The sequence below is a fragment of the Gilliamella sp. B14448G11 genome (assembly GCF_016101765.1).
Taxonomy (GTDB): domain Bacteria; phylum Pseudomonadota; class Gammaproteobacteria; order Enterobacterales; family Orbaceae; genus Gilliamella; species Gilliamella apicola_N.
In genome coordinates this window covers 1-19,439 of the sequence record NZ_JACFPX010000010.1, presented here as the reverse complement: position 1 = coordinate 19,439, position 19,439 = coordinate 1, and the positions used below count along the sequence as shown (strand labels likewise).

14 protein-coding genes are annotated in these 19,439 nt (G+C 35.5%); 4 read left to right on the top strand and 10 right to left on the bottom strand.

The window, feature by feature from the left end:
* Positions 1–25: 25 nt before the first annotated feature.
* Both H3S88_RS08020 and pmbA read right to left on the bottom strand, forming a co-directional pair.
* Complete coding sequence (locus tag H3S88_RS08020) at positions 26–1,816, bottom strand: SulP family inorganic anion transporter (protein WP_198226612.1); 1,791 nt, start codon at positions 1,814–1,816, stop codon at positions 26–28.
* A gap of 6 nt (positions 1,817–1,822) precedes the next feature.
* The gene (gene pmbA, locus H3S88_RS08015; protein WP_198226610.1) at positions 1,823–3,175 is read right to left on the bottom strand and encodes a metalloprotease PmbA; all 1,353 of its coding nucleotides are present in this window, start codon (positions 3,173–3,175) and stop codon (positions 1,823–1,825) included.
* 77 nt (positions 3,176–3,252) lie between these two features.
* Here pmbA and yjgA point away from each other — a divergent pair, with 77 nt between their 5' ends.
* From yjgA to H3S88_RS08000, 3 genes are all read left to right on the top strand, one after another.
* Positions 3,253–3,789: a ribosome biogenesis factor YjgA gene (gene yjgA, locus H3S88_RS08010; protein WP_198226608.1), complete on the top strand. Its 537-nt coding sequence runs from the start codon at positions 3,253–3,255 to the stop codon at positions 3,787–3,789.
* A 66-nt stretch (positions 3,790–3,855) separates the two neighbouring features.
* Complete coding sequence (gene ppa / locus H3S88_RS08005; RefSeq protein ID WP_025315033.1) at positions 3,856–4,386, top strand: inorganic diphosphatase; 531 nt, start codon at positions 3,856–3,858, stop codon at positions 4,384–4,386.
* A gap of 406 nt (positions 4,387–4,792) precedes the next feature.
* Positions 4,793–5,002 carry a cold shock domain-containing protein gene (locus H3S88_RS08000; protein ID WP_065619463.1) on the top strand — a complete coding sequence of 70 codons (210 nt, stop codon included), beginning with the start codon at positions 4,793–4,795 and terminating at the stop codon, positions 5,000–5,002.
* A 156-nt stretch (positions 5,003–5,158) separates the two neighbouring features.
* Here H3S88_RS08000 and gapA read toward each other — a convergent pair whose 3' ends face one another.
* The gene (gapA, locus tag H3S88_RS07995; RefSeq protein ID WP_025315031.1) at positions 5,159–6,154 is read right to left on the bottom strand and encodes a glyceraldehyde-3-phosphate dehydrogenase; all 996 of its coding nucleotides are present in this window, start codon (positions 6,152–6,154) and stop codon (positions 5,159–5,161) included.
* Positions 6,155–7,085: 931 nt separating this feature from the next.
* Between gapA and mutS the strand changes: the two genes are divergently transcribed.
* A complete protein-coding gene (gene mutS / locus H3S88_RS07990) occupies positions 7,086–9,644 on the top strand; it encodes a DNA mismatch repair protein MutS (protein ID WP_198226606.1) in 2,559 nt (852 codons plus the stop codon).
* 128 nt (positions 9,645–9,772) lie between these two features.
* Here mutS and dld read toward each other — a convergent pair whose 3' ends face one another.
* The 7 genes from dld to H3S88_RS07955 form a co-directional block, all read right to left on the bottom strand.
* Positions 9,773–11,488 carry a D-lactate dehydrogenase gene (dld, locus tag H3S88_RS07985; protein ID WP_086308588.1) on the bottom strand — a complete coding sequence of 572 codons (1,716 nt, stop codon included), beginning with the start codon at positions 11,486–11,488 and terminating at the stop codon, positions 9,773–9,775.
* A 1,186-nt stretch (positions 11,489–12,674) separates the two neighbouring features.
* Positions 12,675–13,667: a hypothetical protein gene (locus H3S88_RS07980; RefSeq protein WP_198226604.1), complete on the bottom strand. Its 993-nt coding sequence runs from the start codon at positions 13,665–13,667 to the stop codon at positions 12,675–12,677.
* A complete protein-coding gene (locus tag H3S88_RS07975; protein WP_198226602.1) occupies positions 13,668–14,108 on the bottom strand; it encodes a hypothetical protein in 441 nt (146 codons plus the stop codon).
* Positions 14,109–14,257: 149 nt separating this feature from the next.
* Positions 14,258–15,253 (bottom strand): hypothetical protein, encoded by a 996-nt coding sequence (locus H3S88_RS07970; protein ID WP_198226600.1) that lies wholly within the window; start codon positions 15,251–15,253, stop codon positions 14,258–14,260.
* A 52-nt stretch (positions 15,254–15,305) separates the two neighbouring features.
* The gene (locus tag H3S88_RS07965; protein ID WP_198226598.1) at positions 15,306–16,298 is read right to left on the bottom strand and encodes a hypothetical protein; all 993 of its coding nucleotides are present in this window, start codon (positions 16,296–16,298) and stop codon (positions 15,306–15,308) included.
* Complete coding sequence (locus H3S88_RS07960) at positions 16,299–18,557, bottom strand: M23 family metallopeptidase (RefSeq protein WP_198226596.1); 2,259 nt, start codon at positions 18,555–18,557, stop codon at positions 16,299–16,301.
* Positions 18,558–18,576: 19 nt separating this feature from the next.
* Positions 18,577–19,439, bottom strand: an 863-nt coding sequence (locus tag H3S88_RS07955; protein WP_198237266.1) for a type VI secretion system Vgr family protein, incomplete at its 5' end; no start/stop codon positions are given.

The following is a 19,439-nucleotide window of genomic DNA, read 5'->3' as shown; positions in this document are numbered from 1 at the left end:
AAATACCCCATAAACCACGCAATGATTAATTATCAATGTCTTTGCTATTTACATCTTCTTCATCATTATTGTCTATATGTTCTATGCTATTCACATCGTCATCGTCACTGTTTATATGCTCTTTACTTTGCACTAACCTGACTGAAAAATAGAGATCATAAGCAAATTCAATATACTCTTCATCAAGCTGTATATTCATCTGTTTAAACCAATTTTTGAGTGTTTTTCGCCGACCAGATAGGATCAAAATAACATTTCGAACTTTTAAAGATTTAACTAATTCTTCAACACCGAGTAAAACGCTGACATCTTTGTAAGTAAAACAAGGAATCGCATCGACAATCACGTAATTTATTGGCTCTTCTGATTCGTCAATATAACTTATAATTTTTCGCTTGAAATATGCAATATTGAAATAAGTCAGTGGAGAATTAAATCGATAAATAATTGTACTTTTTAGTGGTTTAACCTCTTTACCTAAAGAGTGAATACGACCACTATCATCCATCCCTAAAAGTTGATCTTTCGGTCGGAAAACACGGCGTAAAAACAGAAAGAGTCCTAGCAAAACCGCAAGCGCCATACCCGGAATAATGCCAATCAATAACACCGAGATAAACGTGATTAAACTTAAGTAAAACGCATCACGATCAAACTTGAAAAAACGAAATATAGTTTGGAAATTAATAAGAGAAAGTGAAGAGTAAATTAAAATCACCCCCAATACACAAGTGGGAATGTATTGTAAAGGCGATAGGAAAAGCAGAACCACTAAACCAATTAATATCGCAGCAATAATTGAAACGAGCTGAGTTTTACCACCATTGGCATCATTGACAGCTGTACGCGATGAAGTGCCACTGACCACAAATCCTTGTGATAATCCTGCTACAATATTAGCCATACCTAAGGCTCTAAATTCTACATCGGCGTTTGTTTCATAATTATTTTTAGAGGCAAAGCTACGAACCGTTATCATCATACTAACGAAACAGATAACCGCTATATTCAATGATGGAACCACTAATTCTCGCATTTTTGCTTTATCAAAACCAATCCATGATTCAGCAGATATAAATTCACCACTAACTTGACCGATGATACGTATACTGTACGATTCAAAATTAAATAACCATGAAAAAAAGGTCATTATCACTACGGCAAAAAGCGGAGCTGGATAGCGAGGTCTTAATCTTTTCAAAGCAACTAATATGAGTAAAGTAAAAAACGAGACCAATGCGGTTAAAATATGGATTTCAGATATTTTGAAAGGTAAATATACGACTCGTTCAATTAAATATGAAAAGTCATAAGAAAAACCTAACGTCCTAGCAAACTGATCAATGATAATTGTGATTGAAATCCCGTTAAGTAGACCGATTAAAATCGGTTGACTGAGCAAATCAGCTAGCGCCCCTAAATGCAATTTACCGGCAATAATACACCATATTCCAATCATAATGGTTAACAATATAACCAATTGCCAACGTAAAATAGGATCATCCTCAGCTAAAGGAAAAACAACGGCTGCAACTACCGCACAGGTAGCAGTATCTGGGCCAACAATAAGTTGTTTAGAAGAGCCAAAAAGTGCATAAACAATAAGGGGTAAAATAGTTGAATATAATCCAGCTATTGCACCTACGCCCGTTAATTCAGCGTATGCAATAGATACAGGTAACGAAACAGCCGCGACCGATAAGCCTGCTTTTATATCAGAATTAAAATATTCCCGTCTATAATGCAATAAACTGATTAATCCTGGCATCCACAATGCTATTTTTTGTAATATCCCTTTGTTTTCCACTTTTTGCATGTTTTATTATCTTCCAGCTATACTTATGTTTTCCATTAAAATTGATCCGCATTGAATATTACTTCTTGTTTCAAGATCATTCCCTATCGCCACGATATTTTGATACATATCTTTGAGATTACCAGCAACAGTAAATTCATTGATTGGATACTGGATTTGACCATTTTCCACCCAAAATCCAGTTGCTCCACGTGAATAATCTCCCGTGACATTATTAACACCATCCCCCATTAAAGAGGTCACAACCACACCTTTATCTAATTTGGCTAACATTGCATTAAAGTCTGCATCTGTTTGACTTGATGAGACTAACCAATTATGTATACCGCCAGCATGTCCTGTTGATTTTAGACCTAATTTTCTGGCTGAGTAATTACTCAATAAATAAGTTTGTAAAATACCCTGCTCAATAATATTACGTTTAACGGTTTTTGTTCCTTCACTATCAAATGGTGAAGAACCAATTCCTTTTAAAATGAAAGGATCTTCCAAAATAGTTAACCAAGATGGGAATATTGTTTTACCCACACTATCTAACAAAAACGAAGATTTACGATAAATTGCACCACCACTTATCGCACTCACTAAGTGTCTAATTAATCCGACCGCTACATCCGCACAAAACAGAACAGGTACTTGCATGGTCTCAATTTGTCTCGCCCCTAAATGGGCAATCGTTTTTTCGGCAGCTTGTTGGCCGACCCATAGGGGTGATTTTAGATCGCCAATGTCCCGTGATGAAGTGAAAGCATAATTGCGCTCCATTTGCTCATCTTGTTTTGCGATAACTGAACAAGATAGAGAATGAGAACTTGCACAGTAACCATTCAACATACCTAAGCTATTCCCATACATATAAATACCATAACGGCTTCCAAAATAACTGCCATCACTATTAATAATCTCGGGATAAGCTAAAGCAGCTTCTTCTGCTTGTTTGGCTTGCTCAATGGCTTTATCGACATTCAAATCACTTGGATAGAACAGATCTAAATCTGGAGCATCAAATGCCATCAAATCTACATCACCTAAACCAGAATAAGGATCGGGTGAAGTATATTGCATAATGTTGATGGCCATATCAATGGTTTGGGCAATCGCCTGCGGGGATAAATCATTTGTTGATGCACTCCCCTTACGTTGGTTTTGATAAACCGTAATGCCTAATGCACCATCGCTATTAAATTCTACGTTTTCAGTTTCCCCCATACGAGTGCTGATACTTATACCCGTGGATTGATTAATTGAAACTTCAACCGAATCAACTCTTGGTTTAGCTTGCTCAATAGCATGAGCAACAATAGCGGATAATTTTTCTTTTTGGGTTAAAGCGTCTTTCTTGATTTGTTCTATACTCATTTTATTATTTTCTACAATTCTGCTAGTGATACGTTATAATAAGCCAGAATTGCATTTTAGTTAACAAAAGAAATCATATGAATCAAAATCAAGAGACAATCAAAGAACCAAACTTAGCTGTCGACGAGATCGAAGATGAGATCATTTACGTCAGTAAGAGCGAAATCAAAAGAGATGCAGAAGAACTTAAAAAACTCGGAATTGAGCTAGTTAATCTAAGCAAAAATGAAATTGTTAAAATTCCTCTTGATGAAGATTTACTTTACGCTATCGAATTAGCGCAAAAAATCAAAAAAGAAGGTTATAGAAGACAAATTCAATATATTGGCAAGTTGCTTCGCAATCGTGATATCGAACCGATAACCCTTGCTCTAAACAAACTTAAAAATCGCCATAATCAACAAGTAGCAATATTTCATAAATTAGAAAAATTGCGCGATGAACTTATTGAAACGGGTGATGCAGAAACTATTATTGGTTTATACCCAAATGCTGACAGGCAACAACTGCGTACTTTAGCTCGTTTAGCCAAAAAAGAGTTACAATCCAATAAGCCGCCTAAAACAGCAAGACAAATTTTTCAATATTTAAAAGAATTGAGCGATACAGAATAAGTTTTATAATGTACGCTCATTACTGATGAACTAAACTATTATTAATCTAGATAGAGGATACAAAAAATGGGACTTTTAAATGTACCAGCTGGTAAAGAATTACCCGATGATATTTATGTTGTGATTGAAATTCCTGCCAATGCAGATCCAATCAAATATGAAGTAGATAAAGATACTGGCGCAGTATTTGTTGACCGCTTTATGGCAACAGCTATGTTTTATCCTTGTAACTATGGCTATATCAATAACACATTATCTCTTGATGGTGATCCTGTTGATGTATTAGTCCCAACTCCGTACCCATTACAACCAGGTTCAGTTATTCGTTGTCGCCCAGTTGGCGTATTAAAAATGACCGACGAAGCGGGCGAAGATGCTAAATTAGTTGCGGTACCACATACAAAACTTTCAAAAGAATATGACCATATTAAAGATGTTGAAGATTTACCAGAATTACTTAAATCTCAAATCAAACACTTTTTCGAACAATACAAAGCACTCGAAAAAGGTAAATGGGTTAAAGTTGATGGATGGGAAAACGCAGATGCGGCTCGTAAAGAAATTATCGAATCTTTCGAAAGAGCTAACAAAAAATAGACTTAACCAAAAAATTTACAAAATTTATATTAAGTAAACGTTAAAAAAAGAGTCGCTAAAAAATAGTTAGTGACTCTTTTTTTTAGTGTAAACTTTGACTTTCGAAATAAATATAATTTTTTGTCATGTTTAAATTGTTTTATATCAAATTAAGTTGATTTTAAACAAAAATTTATATAAAACGGCACTCTAAGATTAAAAAATTGTCATTAAAACCTTGCTTTCGATTATAATTTATGCGGTAATAGTAGCAGACTTATAACGCAGTATTTTATTATGAAAACGATTAACTTTTTTTATGTAATGTTAATCATATTTTTAGTTTTGAGTTGAATTAATAATACTAAGTGAAGGTCTATTCGTGCCTTAAAGGCAAATTATTAATTATTGTTAGGATGTCTAGTAAATGAATAAGAAAACTGGCCAAGTAAAATGGTTTAACGAGAGTAAAGGTTTCGGTTTTATAACCCCTACCGATGGTAGTAAAGACGTATTTGTTCACTTCTCAGCTATTTCCGGCGACGGATTTAAAACTTTAGCTGAAGGTCAACAAGTCGAATTTGCTATTCAAGATAGCCCTCGTGGACCAGCAGCAGCTGAAGTTGTTGTTATCTAACCAACTAATTTCTTTATTAGTTTGAATGCAAAAGCCCATTTAACCAAATGGGCTTTTTATTGCATTTATAAATTGTACATTTATAAATTGATGACAATCTTGTAATAAAAAAGCGACCCAAAGGCCGCTTATTGAAATAATTATGAATTGCTTCTATTATTTAGAAACTACAGCGATTAAATCTAATACTTTGTTAGAATAACCTACTTCGTTGTCATACCAAGCAACAAGTTTCACGAAAGTATCGCTGATTTGGATACCTGCTTTCGCATCAAATACAGAAGTACAAACTTCACCTAAGAAGTCAGTTGAAACAACTGCATCTTCAGTATAACCAAGAACGCCTTTCATTGGGCCTTCAGATGCTGCTTTGATAGCTTTACAGATATCTTCGTATTTAGCTGGTTTAGCTAAACGCGCAGTTAAATCCACTACAGAAACGTCTGGAGTAGGAACACGGAAAGCCATACCAGTTAATTTACCGTTTAATTCAGGGATAACTTTACCTACAGCTTTAGCTGCACCAGTTGAAGATGGGATGATGTTTTGAGCAGCACCACGACCACCACGCCAATCTTTGTGAGATGGGCCATCAACAGTTTTTTGAGTAGCTGTTGTTGCGTGAACAGTAGTCATTAAACCTTCAACGATACCAAAGTTATCATTGATAACTTTAGCTAAAGGCGCTAAACAGTTAGTAGTACATGAAGCATTAGAAACGATATCTTGACCAGCGTAGTCTTTATCATTAACACCCATTACAAACATAGGAGTGCTATCTTTAGAAGGACCAGTTAAAACAACTTTCTTAGCACCAGCTTGAATGTGTTTACGAGCAGTTGCATCATCTAAGAAAAGACCAGTTGCTTCAGCAACAACATCAACACCGACTTCATTCCATTTTAAGTTTGCAGGATCTCTTTCAGCAGTAACGCGGATAGTTTTACCGTTAACGACTAATTTGCCATCTTTAACTTCAACAGTACCGTCGAAACGACCGTGAGTTGAGTCATATTTAAGCATATAAGCCATGTATTCAACATCTAATAAATCATTGATAGCAACGATTTCGATGTCTGAACGTTTTTGAGCAGCACGGAAAACAATACGACCAATACGGCCGAAACCATTAATACCTACTTTGATTGTCATAACAATTACCTTCTTTTTTGTGTTTTTAAATGTAAAAAATCTTTGCTGTAAGCTATCAAATTTTAACGGTTTATTCAAGATCATTCGATCAAATTAGACACGAATTCATTAAATAGTTTTAACGGAAAATTACTTAAATAAGATGATTAGCAATAAAATCATTTACTTATTCAAAACATTTAACCTAACAAAATAAATAAGTAAAAAATAGTACCTAAAATTAAAACCATAGTAACGGCGGAGTTAATTACATGACCATCGTTTATCTATACTGCATTAATTATGCACTTTATTAATCTATGTACTTATTATTGCTTAAAATTATGTTTAAATGTTCAGCCTTTCACTTTCAATGGTAAAGATAAATTTGAAATAAATAAAGTAAGATTATATGTAAGGATTTTCAAAATACTTTCAAAGCTTAGATCTCACAATGCGCAATTCATATTGACGTTTATACAACATAACGACCTACATTGACGCTTGGCTTTTTATATCAGCAGATAAACCCTTATGCGGATTTGATTACGCTACTTAAAAAGTTCAAATTGAGATTGTTGAGTACAATTACTAAAACAGAAGTTTTAAACTGATAAAAAATGACCTTGTGACTATAACCTTTGGTAATATAACTTTCGATAATATAACTGACTATTGCATGCACAAGGTTCAACCAAGAATATCAACTTATTACCACCTATTTTGAATTTATACAAACCATTTAAATAATAGGTTATAATAACCGCTTATTATCTATGATTTAATACACAATTAAATTGCATAAACTTTATTGATTATACCTTTTGGTATATCACAAATTGAACGTTATTGCCGTCACCGACCATAAAATAGCAAAATCTTAGATTTTGTTGAAAGTTAGATAGTGTAATACAGTAATCGCCTGAACTTTAAATAAAAAAGAAATACCGCCATGATAAACGAAGACAATTTTGACAACCACACTCCAATGATGCGACAGTATCTAAAGTTAAAAGCTGAAAATCCCGATATCTTATTGTTTTATCGTATGGGGGATTTTTATGAGATGTTTTATGATGATGCCAAGCGTGCCTCACAGCTTTTAGATATTTCGTTAACTAAACGTGGGGCTTCTAATGGTGAACCGATTCCTATGGCTGGCGTGCCTTATCATGCGGTTGAAAGCTATTTAGCTAAATTAATTTCCCTTGGTGAATCGGTCGCGATTTGTGAACAAATCGGCGATCCTGCGACAACTAAAGGCCCCGTCGAGCGAAAAATTGTCCGTATTGTCACACCCGGTACCGTCAGTGATGAATTATTATTAGAAGATCGGAAAGATAATTTATTAGCATCAATTTGGCAATCAAAAAACCATTATGGTTATGCCACACTCGATATTAGTTCTGGACGATTTTTTATTTTTGAAACGGAAAGTTACGAGTCAATGCAGGCTGAATTGCAGCGCACCAATCCGGTCGAACTGCTTTATCCGGAAGATTTTCAATCAATGACTTTGATTGAACAACGCAACGGTTTAAGACGTCGCCCAATTTGGGATTTTGATCTTGAAACCGCTAAACAGCAGCTTAATTTACAATTTGGTACTAATGATTTAGTCGGATTTGGGGTGGAAGATTGCAGTTATGCACTTAGCGCAGCTGGCTGTTTACTGCAATATGTGAAAGATACACAGCGCACCGCCCTACCGCATATTCGTTCAATCATCAAACAATCAGCTTTCGACTTTGTGGTACTTGATGCGGCAACGCGGCGCAACCTTGAAATCACCGAAAATTTATCTGGAGGTACACAAAATACGGTTGCTGAAATTTTAGATAAAACCCAAACCCCAATGGGTAGCCGTATGCTGAAACGCTGGCTCCATGCCCCTATTCGTAACATAACCTTATTACAAAACCGTCAGCAGGCAATCAGTGAGTTACAAAATCATATTGATGATATTCAACCATTATTAAAACTGATTGGCGATCTTGAACGAATTTTAGCTAGGCTGGCATTGCGTACCGCTCGCCCACGTGATTTTGCCCGTTTGCGTGATGCATATAACTTACTGCCTCAAATGCAGCAATTACTAAACCAACTGAGTGCGCCAGCTTTAGTTGGCTTGCGAGCTAAAATCAACCAATTTGATCACATTGCAGATATTTTAACGCGAGCAATTGTTGAAGCGCCTCCGGTAATAATTCGTGATGGTGGTGTCATTGCCGCTGGTTACAATGCCGAACTTGACGAACTGCGCAATCTTGCAGATGGTGCCACGAATTATCTAGAACAATTAGAAATAAGAGAACGTGAAACCTTAGGTATAGACACACTCAAAGTAGGGTTTAATGCTGTACATGGTTATTATATTCAAATTAGTCGAGGACAAAGCCATTTAGCGCCTATTCACTACACACGACGCCAAACGCTTAAAAATGTTGAGCGCTACATCATTCCAGAGCTTAAAGAGTATGAGGATAAAGTCCTCACCTCAAAAGGTCGTGCTTTAGCACTTGAAAAACAGTTGTATGATGAATTATTTGATTTACTTATGCCACAGCTTGCCGATATGCAACTGAGTGCCGATGCTATCGCTGAACTTGATGTACTCACTAACCTTGCTGAACGAGCGTTAACATTAAACTATCAGCAACCAATGCTTGCAGATAAAGCGGGAATTAATATAAAAGATGGTCGACACGTGGTGATTGAACAAGTATTACAAACCCCATTCATCGCCAATTCCCTGCAATTATCGCCTGACAGACGGTTGTTAATTATTACTGGGCCGAATATGGGTGGGAAAAGTACTTATATGCGCCAAGCGGCCTTAATTGTTTTACTCACCTATATTGGTAGTTTTGTACCTGCATCACAAGCAATCATTGGACCGGTTGATCGCATATTTACTCGAATTGGTGCATCGGATGATTTAGCATCAGGCCGTTCAACTTTCATGGTCGAAATGACTGAAACGGCTAATATTATGCATAATGCCACTGAACAAAGCCTAGTACTAATGGACGAAATTGGACGCGGTACTTCAACTTATGACGGGCTATCTTTAGCTTGGGCATGTGCTGAAAACTTAGCAAACCAAATCAAAGCGATGACGCTCTTTGCCACCCATTATTTTGAATTAACGCAATTACCTGAACATATGCAAGGCGTGTATAACATTCATTTTGATGCCATCGAACATGACAACACGGTGGCCTTTATCCACGAAGTATCTGAAGGTGCTGCCAGTAAAAGTTTTGGTATTGCGGTGGCAGGATTAGCAGGCGTACCCAAACAGGTATTAAAACGCGCCAAACAAAAGCTAAAAGAGCTTGAAATCATTTCGAAACAAGCAGCAAATAGTCACGTTGACCAATCGCAACTGAGTTTTGAAGCAGTAAGCGAACCTTCAGAAGTTGAAGAAGCTCTCAAACAGATTGATCCTGATGCTTTATCACCAAAACAAGCGCTTGAAGTGTTATATCAATTAAAGAAAATGCTTTAAAACCATATTAAATCAATAAATGATACATGCCCAATGCTAAACATTGGGTAACATTTTTATTAGACTCGTTATTACTATAGCATTTCCCAATAATGACAATTTTAAGGCAGATAAAATCTGCCCGATTATCACTGCCAATATTTCTTCTTAGATGTTTTACCTATTCCTGGATTAAAGCTATTAGTTGGATCTAGCGCATGATAGAATTTTTTCAAATCCTCATTAGCATGATACAAATGCCCAACATTATGCTCTGCTGGATATTGTGCTCCACGCTGATCAAGTATAGCTAACATCTCCTCTTCCACTTTACTGCAATCAGTACCTTTTTTAGCAATATAATCTTGATGGAATACAGAACAGAAAAAATGGCCATAATACAATTTATAGATGAAATGCTGACTAATACTTTCAGGTAACGTTTCGAACCAATCTTTATCATTGCGTCTTAAAGCAATATCCAACGCCACTAAATCCTCAACCGTTTTGGTATGCACATTACGATACACTGTAGCTGCGCCAGCAACGGCAAAACGGTGCAACATTGCAGCCTCCGCTTCTTTATTATTACAACGGAAATAACTGCCATCACGTTTTTCAGCGGTTGAACTATTATCAAAGTAGGATTTCAAAAATGCTTCAGCTTCGGCAATACCTTCATCTGACATTTTTAAAATCAAATGATGCGCATAACGATCACGATAATCACGCATAGATTTTGGCAAATGATTTGGCCATAATTTACATACAGTTACTGCGAATTTATCGGAAAAACTACCAGAAAAACAAGGAATTTTACTCATTATTCGATCGACAAAATTCTTTAATGCATACATCTTTGGTATGGTATCAGTGCCCAGCTTTTGAATCGCCAAAAACAGATGTTTACCATATACTGCCGCTATATCAAAGGCATCTCGATGAATATACTCACCCGATACGGGCAAATTTTTAAATTGTCCTAAAATATGACGGCGAATATCATCCAATTCATTGGTATTATTCGTTCCAATATAAAACACCGCCGTATTTTCTTCTAAAGGAAACGTATCTAACCGAACAGCAAATACCATCAACCGCCCAGCACTGCCTGATGCTTCATAGTGACGAGCTGGATCAGCGTTATACCTTGCTGGTGTATCAGCATCGATTTGACGCACATGATCGCAATAATCATGATCATGCCCCAAACCAGCATCTCGCTGAATATCTTTATCGGAATAATTATGATTTTGAAGATTTTGCAAAATGGTATCGGGATCATTACCTAATTCAATTCCTAAATGATTTACCAATTGCAACTTACCTTGTGCATCAAGCTGAGCAAATACCGCCATTTGTGTATAAGCAGGACCATGCTGAATGAGGGCGCCTCCTGAGTTATTACATACTCCCCCCATCACCGACGCCCCAATACAAGAAGAACCAATGACCGAATGCGGACCACGCTTATATTTTTTCAACTCTTTTTCTAAACGAAACAACGTACTACCAGGTAAACAGACCACCTGTTCGCCATTTTCGATAACATTAATGCCATCCAAACGGCGAGTACTAACAATTACAATTGGGCGATCATAATCATTACCGTCTGGTGTTGATCCCCCTGTTAATCCGGTATTTGCAGATTGAGTGATCACTATGACATCAGCTTCCACACACGCTTTTAATACATGCCACTGCTCAACAAGCGTACCAGGCAAAACCACCGCCAACGCATCGCCTTTACCAAAACGAGCACCTTGACGGTAAAATAAGGTACGTGCAGGATCGGTTAATGTATGTTTCTTGCCCACAATGGATTGTAGTTTTTCAATAAACGCCGTTGTTTCGTTGCTGTTCATAGTCTTTTTTCCTATATAAAAAATTAAAAGATCACCCAAAATTGCAATTGATTATTTTATAACCGCTAAAATAAATAAAATAGATACATATTGTGCTATTAAAGAAAAAGGAGGAAATAAAAGACAAAATGAACAGATGAATCGAAAAATGTTGATAGAAAGTATTATCGTTATCGATAAACAAGACAATCGTGATGATGATCAGATTAGCTTAAAAAATTTTGCCTAATAAAAAAGTGTATTCAGGCTGATACGTTGTAATCACATAACAAAAAATATCAAAAATTTTACCCTAATTTTTAAGATGACTAAATTTATAAAACAATTCTCTTAGCAAATAAACCATCATTTATAAAACATGCTTATTCCCTATTATCTTTTTTCATAAATAGCTGTTACCAAGTTATCTTTAGATAGATTTGCTAACTTTCACTGCAATAAATCGCGTAACTTTGTGATTTTGAGTTAACTCCCGATATTCAATTTTGCCAACAAAATATAGTTAAAATTTGTGGTCTCATGTGGTCTCAATATGATCAAAAAGGATTAACAGATCTTGGATTTTATGGATTCTGTATTGAGGATTATTTAAGACTTTATATCAAAAAATTTCATCTTACTGAAACATACCCATAACCTGAAACTTTTTGACAAAATAACTGACAGCACAACGGCAAAAAATACTTTTTAAAACTATTACTAAAATATTGAATAGAATTTAGGAAATATCTAATAATTACATTTAGATTAATATAAAAAAATAATTATATTAATAATTTAAAATTATTTTTGTAAAAAATATTCAGGAGTCTATACCATTACATTATTAAAAAAGTACTTTTTATGAATAATTACTTTCTTTCTATAGTGCCTGCATTCAAGTTTTACACAGTTTGATCTACATTTTATAAATAGACTCAATAAATTTTTTTATCATATCCTCATAGTCCCTCTTAATATCACTCTTATACTTTCACTCTTGAACAATGCCTAAACCACATAACATTTTATTACCATCAACATTTATCAAAATGACAAATCTATTATCATTACATTTGTCGTCATTCAACCAATGGCTGGATATGTCGCAGTAATATGAAAAACCGACTACCTAAACAATATTATAGAGGTGAATACTGTCTAATATTTTGGCAAGGATCAATTCAGTATAATCTTTTCTATTTACTCATTTGCAAATTATTTCTTTCTTTTCAATAAGATCAGCAATCATCATATCATCATCACCATTACTAATGCTTACTTCCATATAACTATATGCAGCCTCATATTGTTGACCATTATAGCGGTAATAAACAATTTGATGTTCTGCCGAACTATACCTACCACTTGTAAAAAAATCTGGCATACCATTACAAATAGAGTTTAATGGGTAAAAAGGAGCTTCATAAGAATTAAATAGTAGTTTGGGTTCAATATCGGGTTTTAATAAATAAATCCATGCTTGTGTATTAACCTGATTACCAAACATTTTACAGTCCGCAATAAACAGGTCACCAACGTTCGATTTGCATATATCAAAAAGGACATTGGTATAAGGTTTAGATTTATCTTCATCGATAGGATTATCTTCATAATCTGAAAAATCTTTACTACCACAGTTATCATCAGTACTTAAACTCGCCACTAATTTTTTAATAACCAAGTCCATTTTTTTATCACTAGCCAAATCAATTTTATCACTGCATAATTGACCACTTGTTGGTGAGCGGTGGATGGGAATACTGATATACAGAGGATATAATTGACTAATAATGGTATCCAATGCTTTATCTAAACAAGCGGTATCCTTACACTGTGATATCAATTTATTTTGCTCAACAATTTTAATATCTAAATTCCAAGGGTCATCGACTAAGGTAATCGTCGAATATTGAAGAAAGCGTGCCTTAAATAACTTATTTGCTAATGCAGAGTTATTGCACGTATTAGCTGGATATTTTGATTTTGCTTCATTAACCATCCTAATAATATTATCATCTTTATCATTGAAACCTGATAAGCTAATATCCAAACATGGATTAATTAACAAAGTTGTTGATAAGTAAGGAGGGGCAATTTGATCAATACTAGGAATAGTTCTCTCTTGCTTAATTTGTTGAGCGTAAGTAGGGAAAACAGTTATCAATAAACTTAATAAATAAAAAGTTTTTTTAATCATTTACATTTCTCTCCTTGGATAATCTTCTGGAAACTCTAGGGTTAAGTTATTTGTTGCATCAGGAAACTTCATCTCGGTTAATACCGCTAAACAATTTCCATAAGCAGAGCAACGTTGATCGAAACCATTTAAAGTAGAGCTATAAAGAGTATTAATTACAGAAGGTAAATTAACCTTAGCAGAGGCATGCCAAAATGCAGAACTTCGATAATAGACCTTTGTTCCCTGATTTCCTGCGTCAACGGCTACACGCTCTAAGGTGTGTGTTTCATCGGCATACTTTGCCATACTATTCTTAATCCAATAAAAACCTGCCGAATCGGTTGGGTCAATATTGGCTTGGTTAGTCACTTCCTCACGCCATATAAAATACTGATTTAAGTTTGGAAACTCTGCATCTTGAAATCTATCTCGATTCGCTTTTCTTTGACTACGGTCCATGATTTCTACCTCATGATGCCTAGCTATCAAGGTTTCAAATTCTTGCGAAATCTCTCGACCTCTAAATTGCCAATAATACTTGTAATTGTAAGGTTGAGTGAGTTGCAATAAACCTCTACCATGCCAAGGGTAATATCTTTTTTATTTATTCATTTACAAATTATTTCTTTTTTATCATCAATAAGATCAGCAATGACTATAGAGTTATTATGACGGCCAATACCTACTTGCATGTAACTATATGCAGCTTCATATTGTTGACCATTATAACGGTAGTAAACAATTTGATGCTCTCCCATGCTATACCTACCACTCGTCATAAGATCTGGCATACCATTACAAGTGGAATCTAATAGGTAATAAGGACCATTATAAGAATTAAATAGTAGTTTGGGTTCAATATTGGGTTTTAATAAATAAATCCATGCTTGTGTATTAGCCTGATTACCAAAAACTTTACATTCCGCAATAAACAGGTCACCAACATTCGCTTTGCATATATCATAAAACACATTAGTATAAGGTTTAGATTTATCCTCATCGTAAGAATAACTTCCATAAGCTGAAAGATCTTCACTACCACAGTTATCATCAGTACTTAAACTTGCTACTAATTTTTTAATAATTAAATCCATTTTTTTATCACTAGCCAAATCAACTTTACCATTGCATAATTGGCCACTTGTTGGTGGGCGATCAATGGGAATACTGATATACAGAGGATATAATTGACTAATAATGGCATCCAATGCTTTATCTAAACAAGCAGTATCCTTACACTGTGATATCAACTTATTTTGCTCAACAATTTTTCCATCTAAATTCCACGGATCATCAACTAAGGTAATCGTCGAATATTGAAGAAAGCGCGCCTTAAATAACTTATTTGCTAATGCAGGGTTATTGCACGTATTAGCCGGATATGCCGCTTTTGCCTCATCGACCATCTTAATTGTATCATCATCACTATCATCAAAGCCTGATAAGCTAATATCCAAACATGGATTAATTAACAAAGTTGTTGATAAGTAAGGAGGGGCAATTTGATCAATACTAGGAATAGTTCTCTCTTGTTTAATTTGTTGAGCGTAAGCAGGAAAAATAGTTATCAATAAACTTAATAAATAAAAAGTTTTTTTTATCATTTAAACATTTCTCCTTAATTATTTCCTACCAAATGTACTCTCTTTTTTTTATTTATTTACAAATTATTTCTTTTTTTTCAATAAGATCAGCAATGGCCATATCATTATCATCACTACTAATGCCTACTTGCATATAACTATATGCGGCTTCATATTGTTGACCATTATAACGGTAATAAACAATTTTATGCTCTGCCGAGCTATACCTACCACTCGTCATAAGATCTGGCATACCATTACAAGTCGAGTCTAATGGATAATAAGGACCATTATAAGAATTAAATAGTAGTTTGGGTTCAATATTAGGTTTTAACAAATAAAACCATGTTTGTGTATTAACCTGATTACCAAACATTTTACATTCCGCAATAAACAGGTCACCAATGTTCGCTTTGCATATATCAAAAAGCACATTAGTATAAGGTTTAGATTTATCCTCATCGATAGGATTATCTCCATAATCTGAAAAATCTTTACTACCACAGTTATCATCAGTACTTAAACTCGCCACTAATTTTTTAATAACTAAGTCCATTTTTTTATCACTAGCCAAATCAACTTTACTATTGCATAATTGGCCACTGGTTGGTGGGCGATCAATGGGAATACTGATATACAGAGGATATAATTCACTAATAATGCTATCCAATACTTTATCTAAACAAGCAGTATCCTTACACTGTGATATCAATTTATTTTGCTCAACAATTTCTACATCTAAATTCCACGGATCATCGACTAAGGTAATCGTCGAATATTGAAGAAAGCGTGCCTTAAATAACTTATTTGCTAATGCAGGGTTATTGCACGTATTAGCTGGATATGCCGCTTTTGCCTCATCAACTATCCTAATTGTATCATCATCTTTATCATCAAAGCCTAATAAACTAATATCCGCACATGGACTAAGTAATAAAATTGTTGATAAGTAAGGAGGGACAAGTTGATCGATGCGAGGAATGGCTCTCTCTTGCTTAATTTGTTGAGCGTAAGTAGGAAAAACAGTTATCAATAAACTTAATAAATAAAAAGTTTTTTTAATCATTTACATTTCTCTCCTTGGATAATCTTCTGGAAACTCTAAAGTCAGATTATTTGTTGCATCAGGAAACTTCATCTCTGTTAATACCGCTAAACAATTTCCATAAGCAGAGCATCGTTGATCGAAACCATTTAAAGTAGAGCTATAAAGATTATTAATTACAGCTGGTAAGTTAACCTTAGCAGAGGCATGCCAAAATGCAGAACTTCGATAATAGACCTTTGTTCCCTGATTTCTTACTGCATTAATGGTTACTCGTTCTAAAGTGTGTGTTTCATCGGCATATTTTGCCATACTGTTCTTAATCCAATAAAAACCTGCCGAATCGGTTGGGTCAATATTGGCTTGGTTAGTCACTTCCTCACGCCATATAAAATACTGATTTAAGTTTGGAAACTCTGCATCTTGAAATCTATCTCGATTCGCTTTTCTTTGACTACGGTCCATGATTTCTACCTCATGATGCCTAGCTATCAAGGTTTCAAATTCTTGCGAAATCTCTCGACCTCTAAATTGCCAATAATACTTGTAATTGTAAGGTTGAGTGAGTTGCAATAAACCTCTACCATACCAAGGACAATACCAATTTGAACTACCGTTCTTTTCTGGTAGGTCTCCAAACCAACCACTCTCTTGAAGCGCATTACCAAAAAAACAAGCCATCCTTAATGGCGTATTGATGCAATATTTTCTTAACATCTTATTAATATTCAATCTAAGATCTTTTCTTGCCTTATTATGCACAGGAACTCTTTCCCAATTATTCCCTCTAATGGCATATGTAGGAACTAACTGTTTAAGCTCACTTTCACTTAGCCACCCACATTTTCTAAAATGCTTAATAAATTCAATGGGCGGGCAGTGCCAATGATTTGCATCTATACCTATATTGGCTTGTTCCCAAAATGTCATCGCTTGTACATGGTTTTTAAACCATGTGAATTGTTCATCTGTCTGGTTTCTACCGCCTTGATTTGTAGGATTTTTAATCCATCCAAATCGTTCTTCGAAATTAGCATTTTGCCATTCGGTTGGAAATTTATAGAATATTTTTTGTAATTTTTGTTGAATAGAGGATTCAGTTAAACGTGTTTGCTTTTGTGCATCTGTTAAACGAGCAAAAGAGCCAGCGGTACCATTATCTAAAATTGTTCTGACAATTTCTGAGTCACAACGACTGTCGTTATTAGTATCATCATCTGCAACACCCCAACCTTTCCAGAAAGGAAAATCCGCATCACTGTATTTTTTGATTGCCTCAGTATTAAGATTGACCCAAGTATTGCCACTGGCAGTAGGTATTTGTCGATAATGTGTTGGGGTATCTTGAGCTGTTTCTGTGCCTAATATTCTGCCAAAACGTAATAGTTCATAACCTGCCGTTGGCATAGAGGAACAAATTTTTGATGATTGGTCAAATAGATTGTACTCATGAACACTTCCTCTAGGACTATCGCCATTTGTAGTAACAGGCTGGCCTATTTGTGTACCATTTTCATCATAAGCGGTAAAAGTACAACTACCACTATGGTATTTCATCTCTAAATAAAGCGCTTGTCCTAATGTATCACCTGTAGCGGTATGTGTATAATGGTTTGTATTATGAACTCCATTGTAAGTTGGAGTATCGGCTGGTAAATAAAAATACATATTTCCAAAACAGCTACTTGTTCTACCATGTCGGTTAATGTAATGAGTAATATGTCCTTGTCGGTTGGTATAGTAGTTAGCGCCATTTCTATTTAAGGTTATTGAACCAATAATATTTTCTATTTGATCATCAGCAGCGATGATTTCAAAATGAATAAGGTTATCTTGTCCATAAATTTGACCGGCACCACCAAGCTTTGCTTTACGATATATATTATTACCTTGTGTTAAATCGTTTTCTATACGATTTAGGTGCATATAGATCGAGTAATAGGTCACTGTAATATTTTCGCCAATTTCCGTTTGATGCTTTATAACGATGCAACCATTATCTGTCCATCCTTTATTAGGGTCATAAAGAGGATGCTCTCCCAGCTCGGTTGGGTTAGTTGGCCTAGCGGTGGGTTGTCTTGAATAGACAATATTTCCATCCGCGATGGCTCTGACTGGACTATCCGAATCAGGTGCTTGTAAATGTATTCCTCCATGCCATTGCATCTCAAAACTTACAGGAAATTTGCCGGTTAAGGCCGGTGTCATTGCACGACTAACAAAAGTTTCATCTGACTCATTTGCTCTCGCATCTGGTAAAAAAGGAGGACTTATAATCATTCTACTATTCCTTTATAAATTATACTGAAAAACTAAAATAATGATGTTTTTTTACATGCACTAGAGACAGTTCAAGTTCATTTTTTGTAAAGTTAGGTTTCTCGCATTCAAGTGTGTTAGGTCCCATTTTCTGCAATGCATTACTTTTTATATAAACATTATCCGCCGTGCCCAGTTCAATCCCTACACTGCTAATTTTGATGTATGAACCGCCACACATTAACGTCAACTCTTTACTTGCGGTAATCGTCAGCTCACCATCGACACTGTCTATTTTAATATCTTGCTTGGCGGCCATATTCAGGTTGGCATTTTGCGCTTGTACCTCAACATCCCCCTGATTGGCAAAGACCTTCATTCCTGATTTATGAGCAAATAGACCGATGGATTCCCCTGATGAGACGGTAATGTTTTTTAACGCATTAATGTCAGTTTGGTTTTCACTGGTCATTGAAACGCTATTTGATGTGGACAGTTGAATATTTTCCGGACTGGTTAAAGCAATGCCCTCTTGTGCATAAGCAATAATGCCACTTTGGGCTAATTGGGTTAATGTCGCTTTAAGTTGCTCCTGACTGTCAGTATCCGCACCATGGCCTTCAGAGGCAGTTGCTGCATTTTGCAGTGCTTTGGCAATTGATAACGCATTTTCAAGCTGGGTAATGGCTCCTTGCATATCAAGCTGTTTACCCTGTGCCTTAGGCTCGGTCTGACTGGTCAGATATAAACCTTTATTGGCAGCAATCGCACCCCACTCATCGGTGCGCAGTTCAAATCCCTCACCACGCTGCTCTTTATTTTGGTCAACTAAATGCCCGATGTTAAGCTGGGTTTTACCGTATTCGGTCGCTAACTTGATGTGCTCTTGTCCGCGCTTATCAT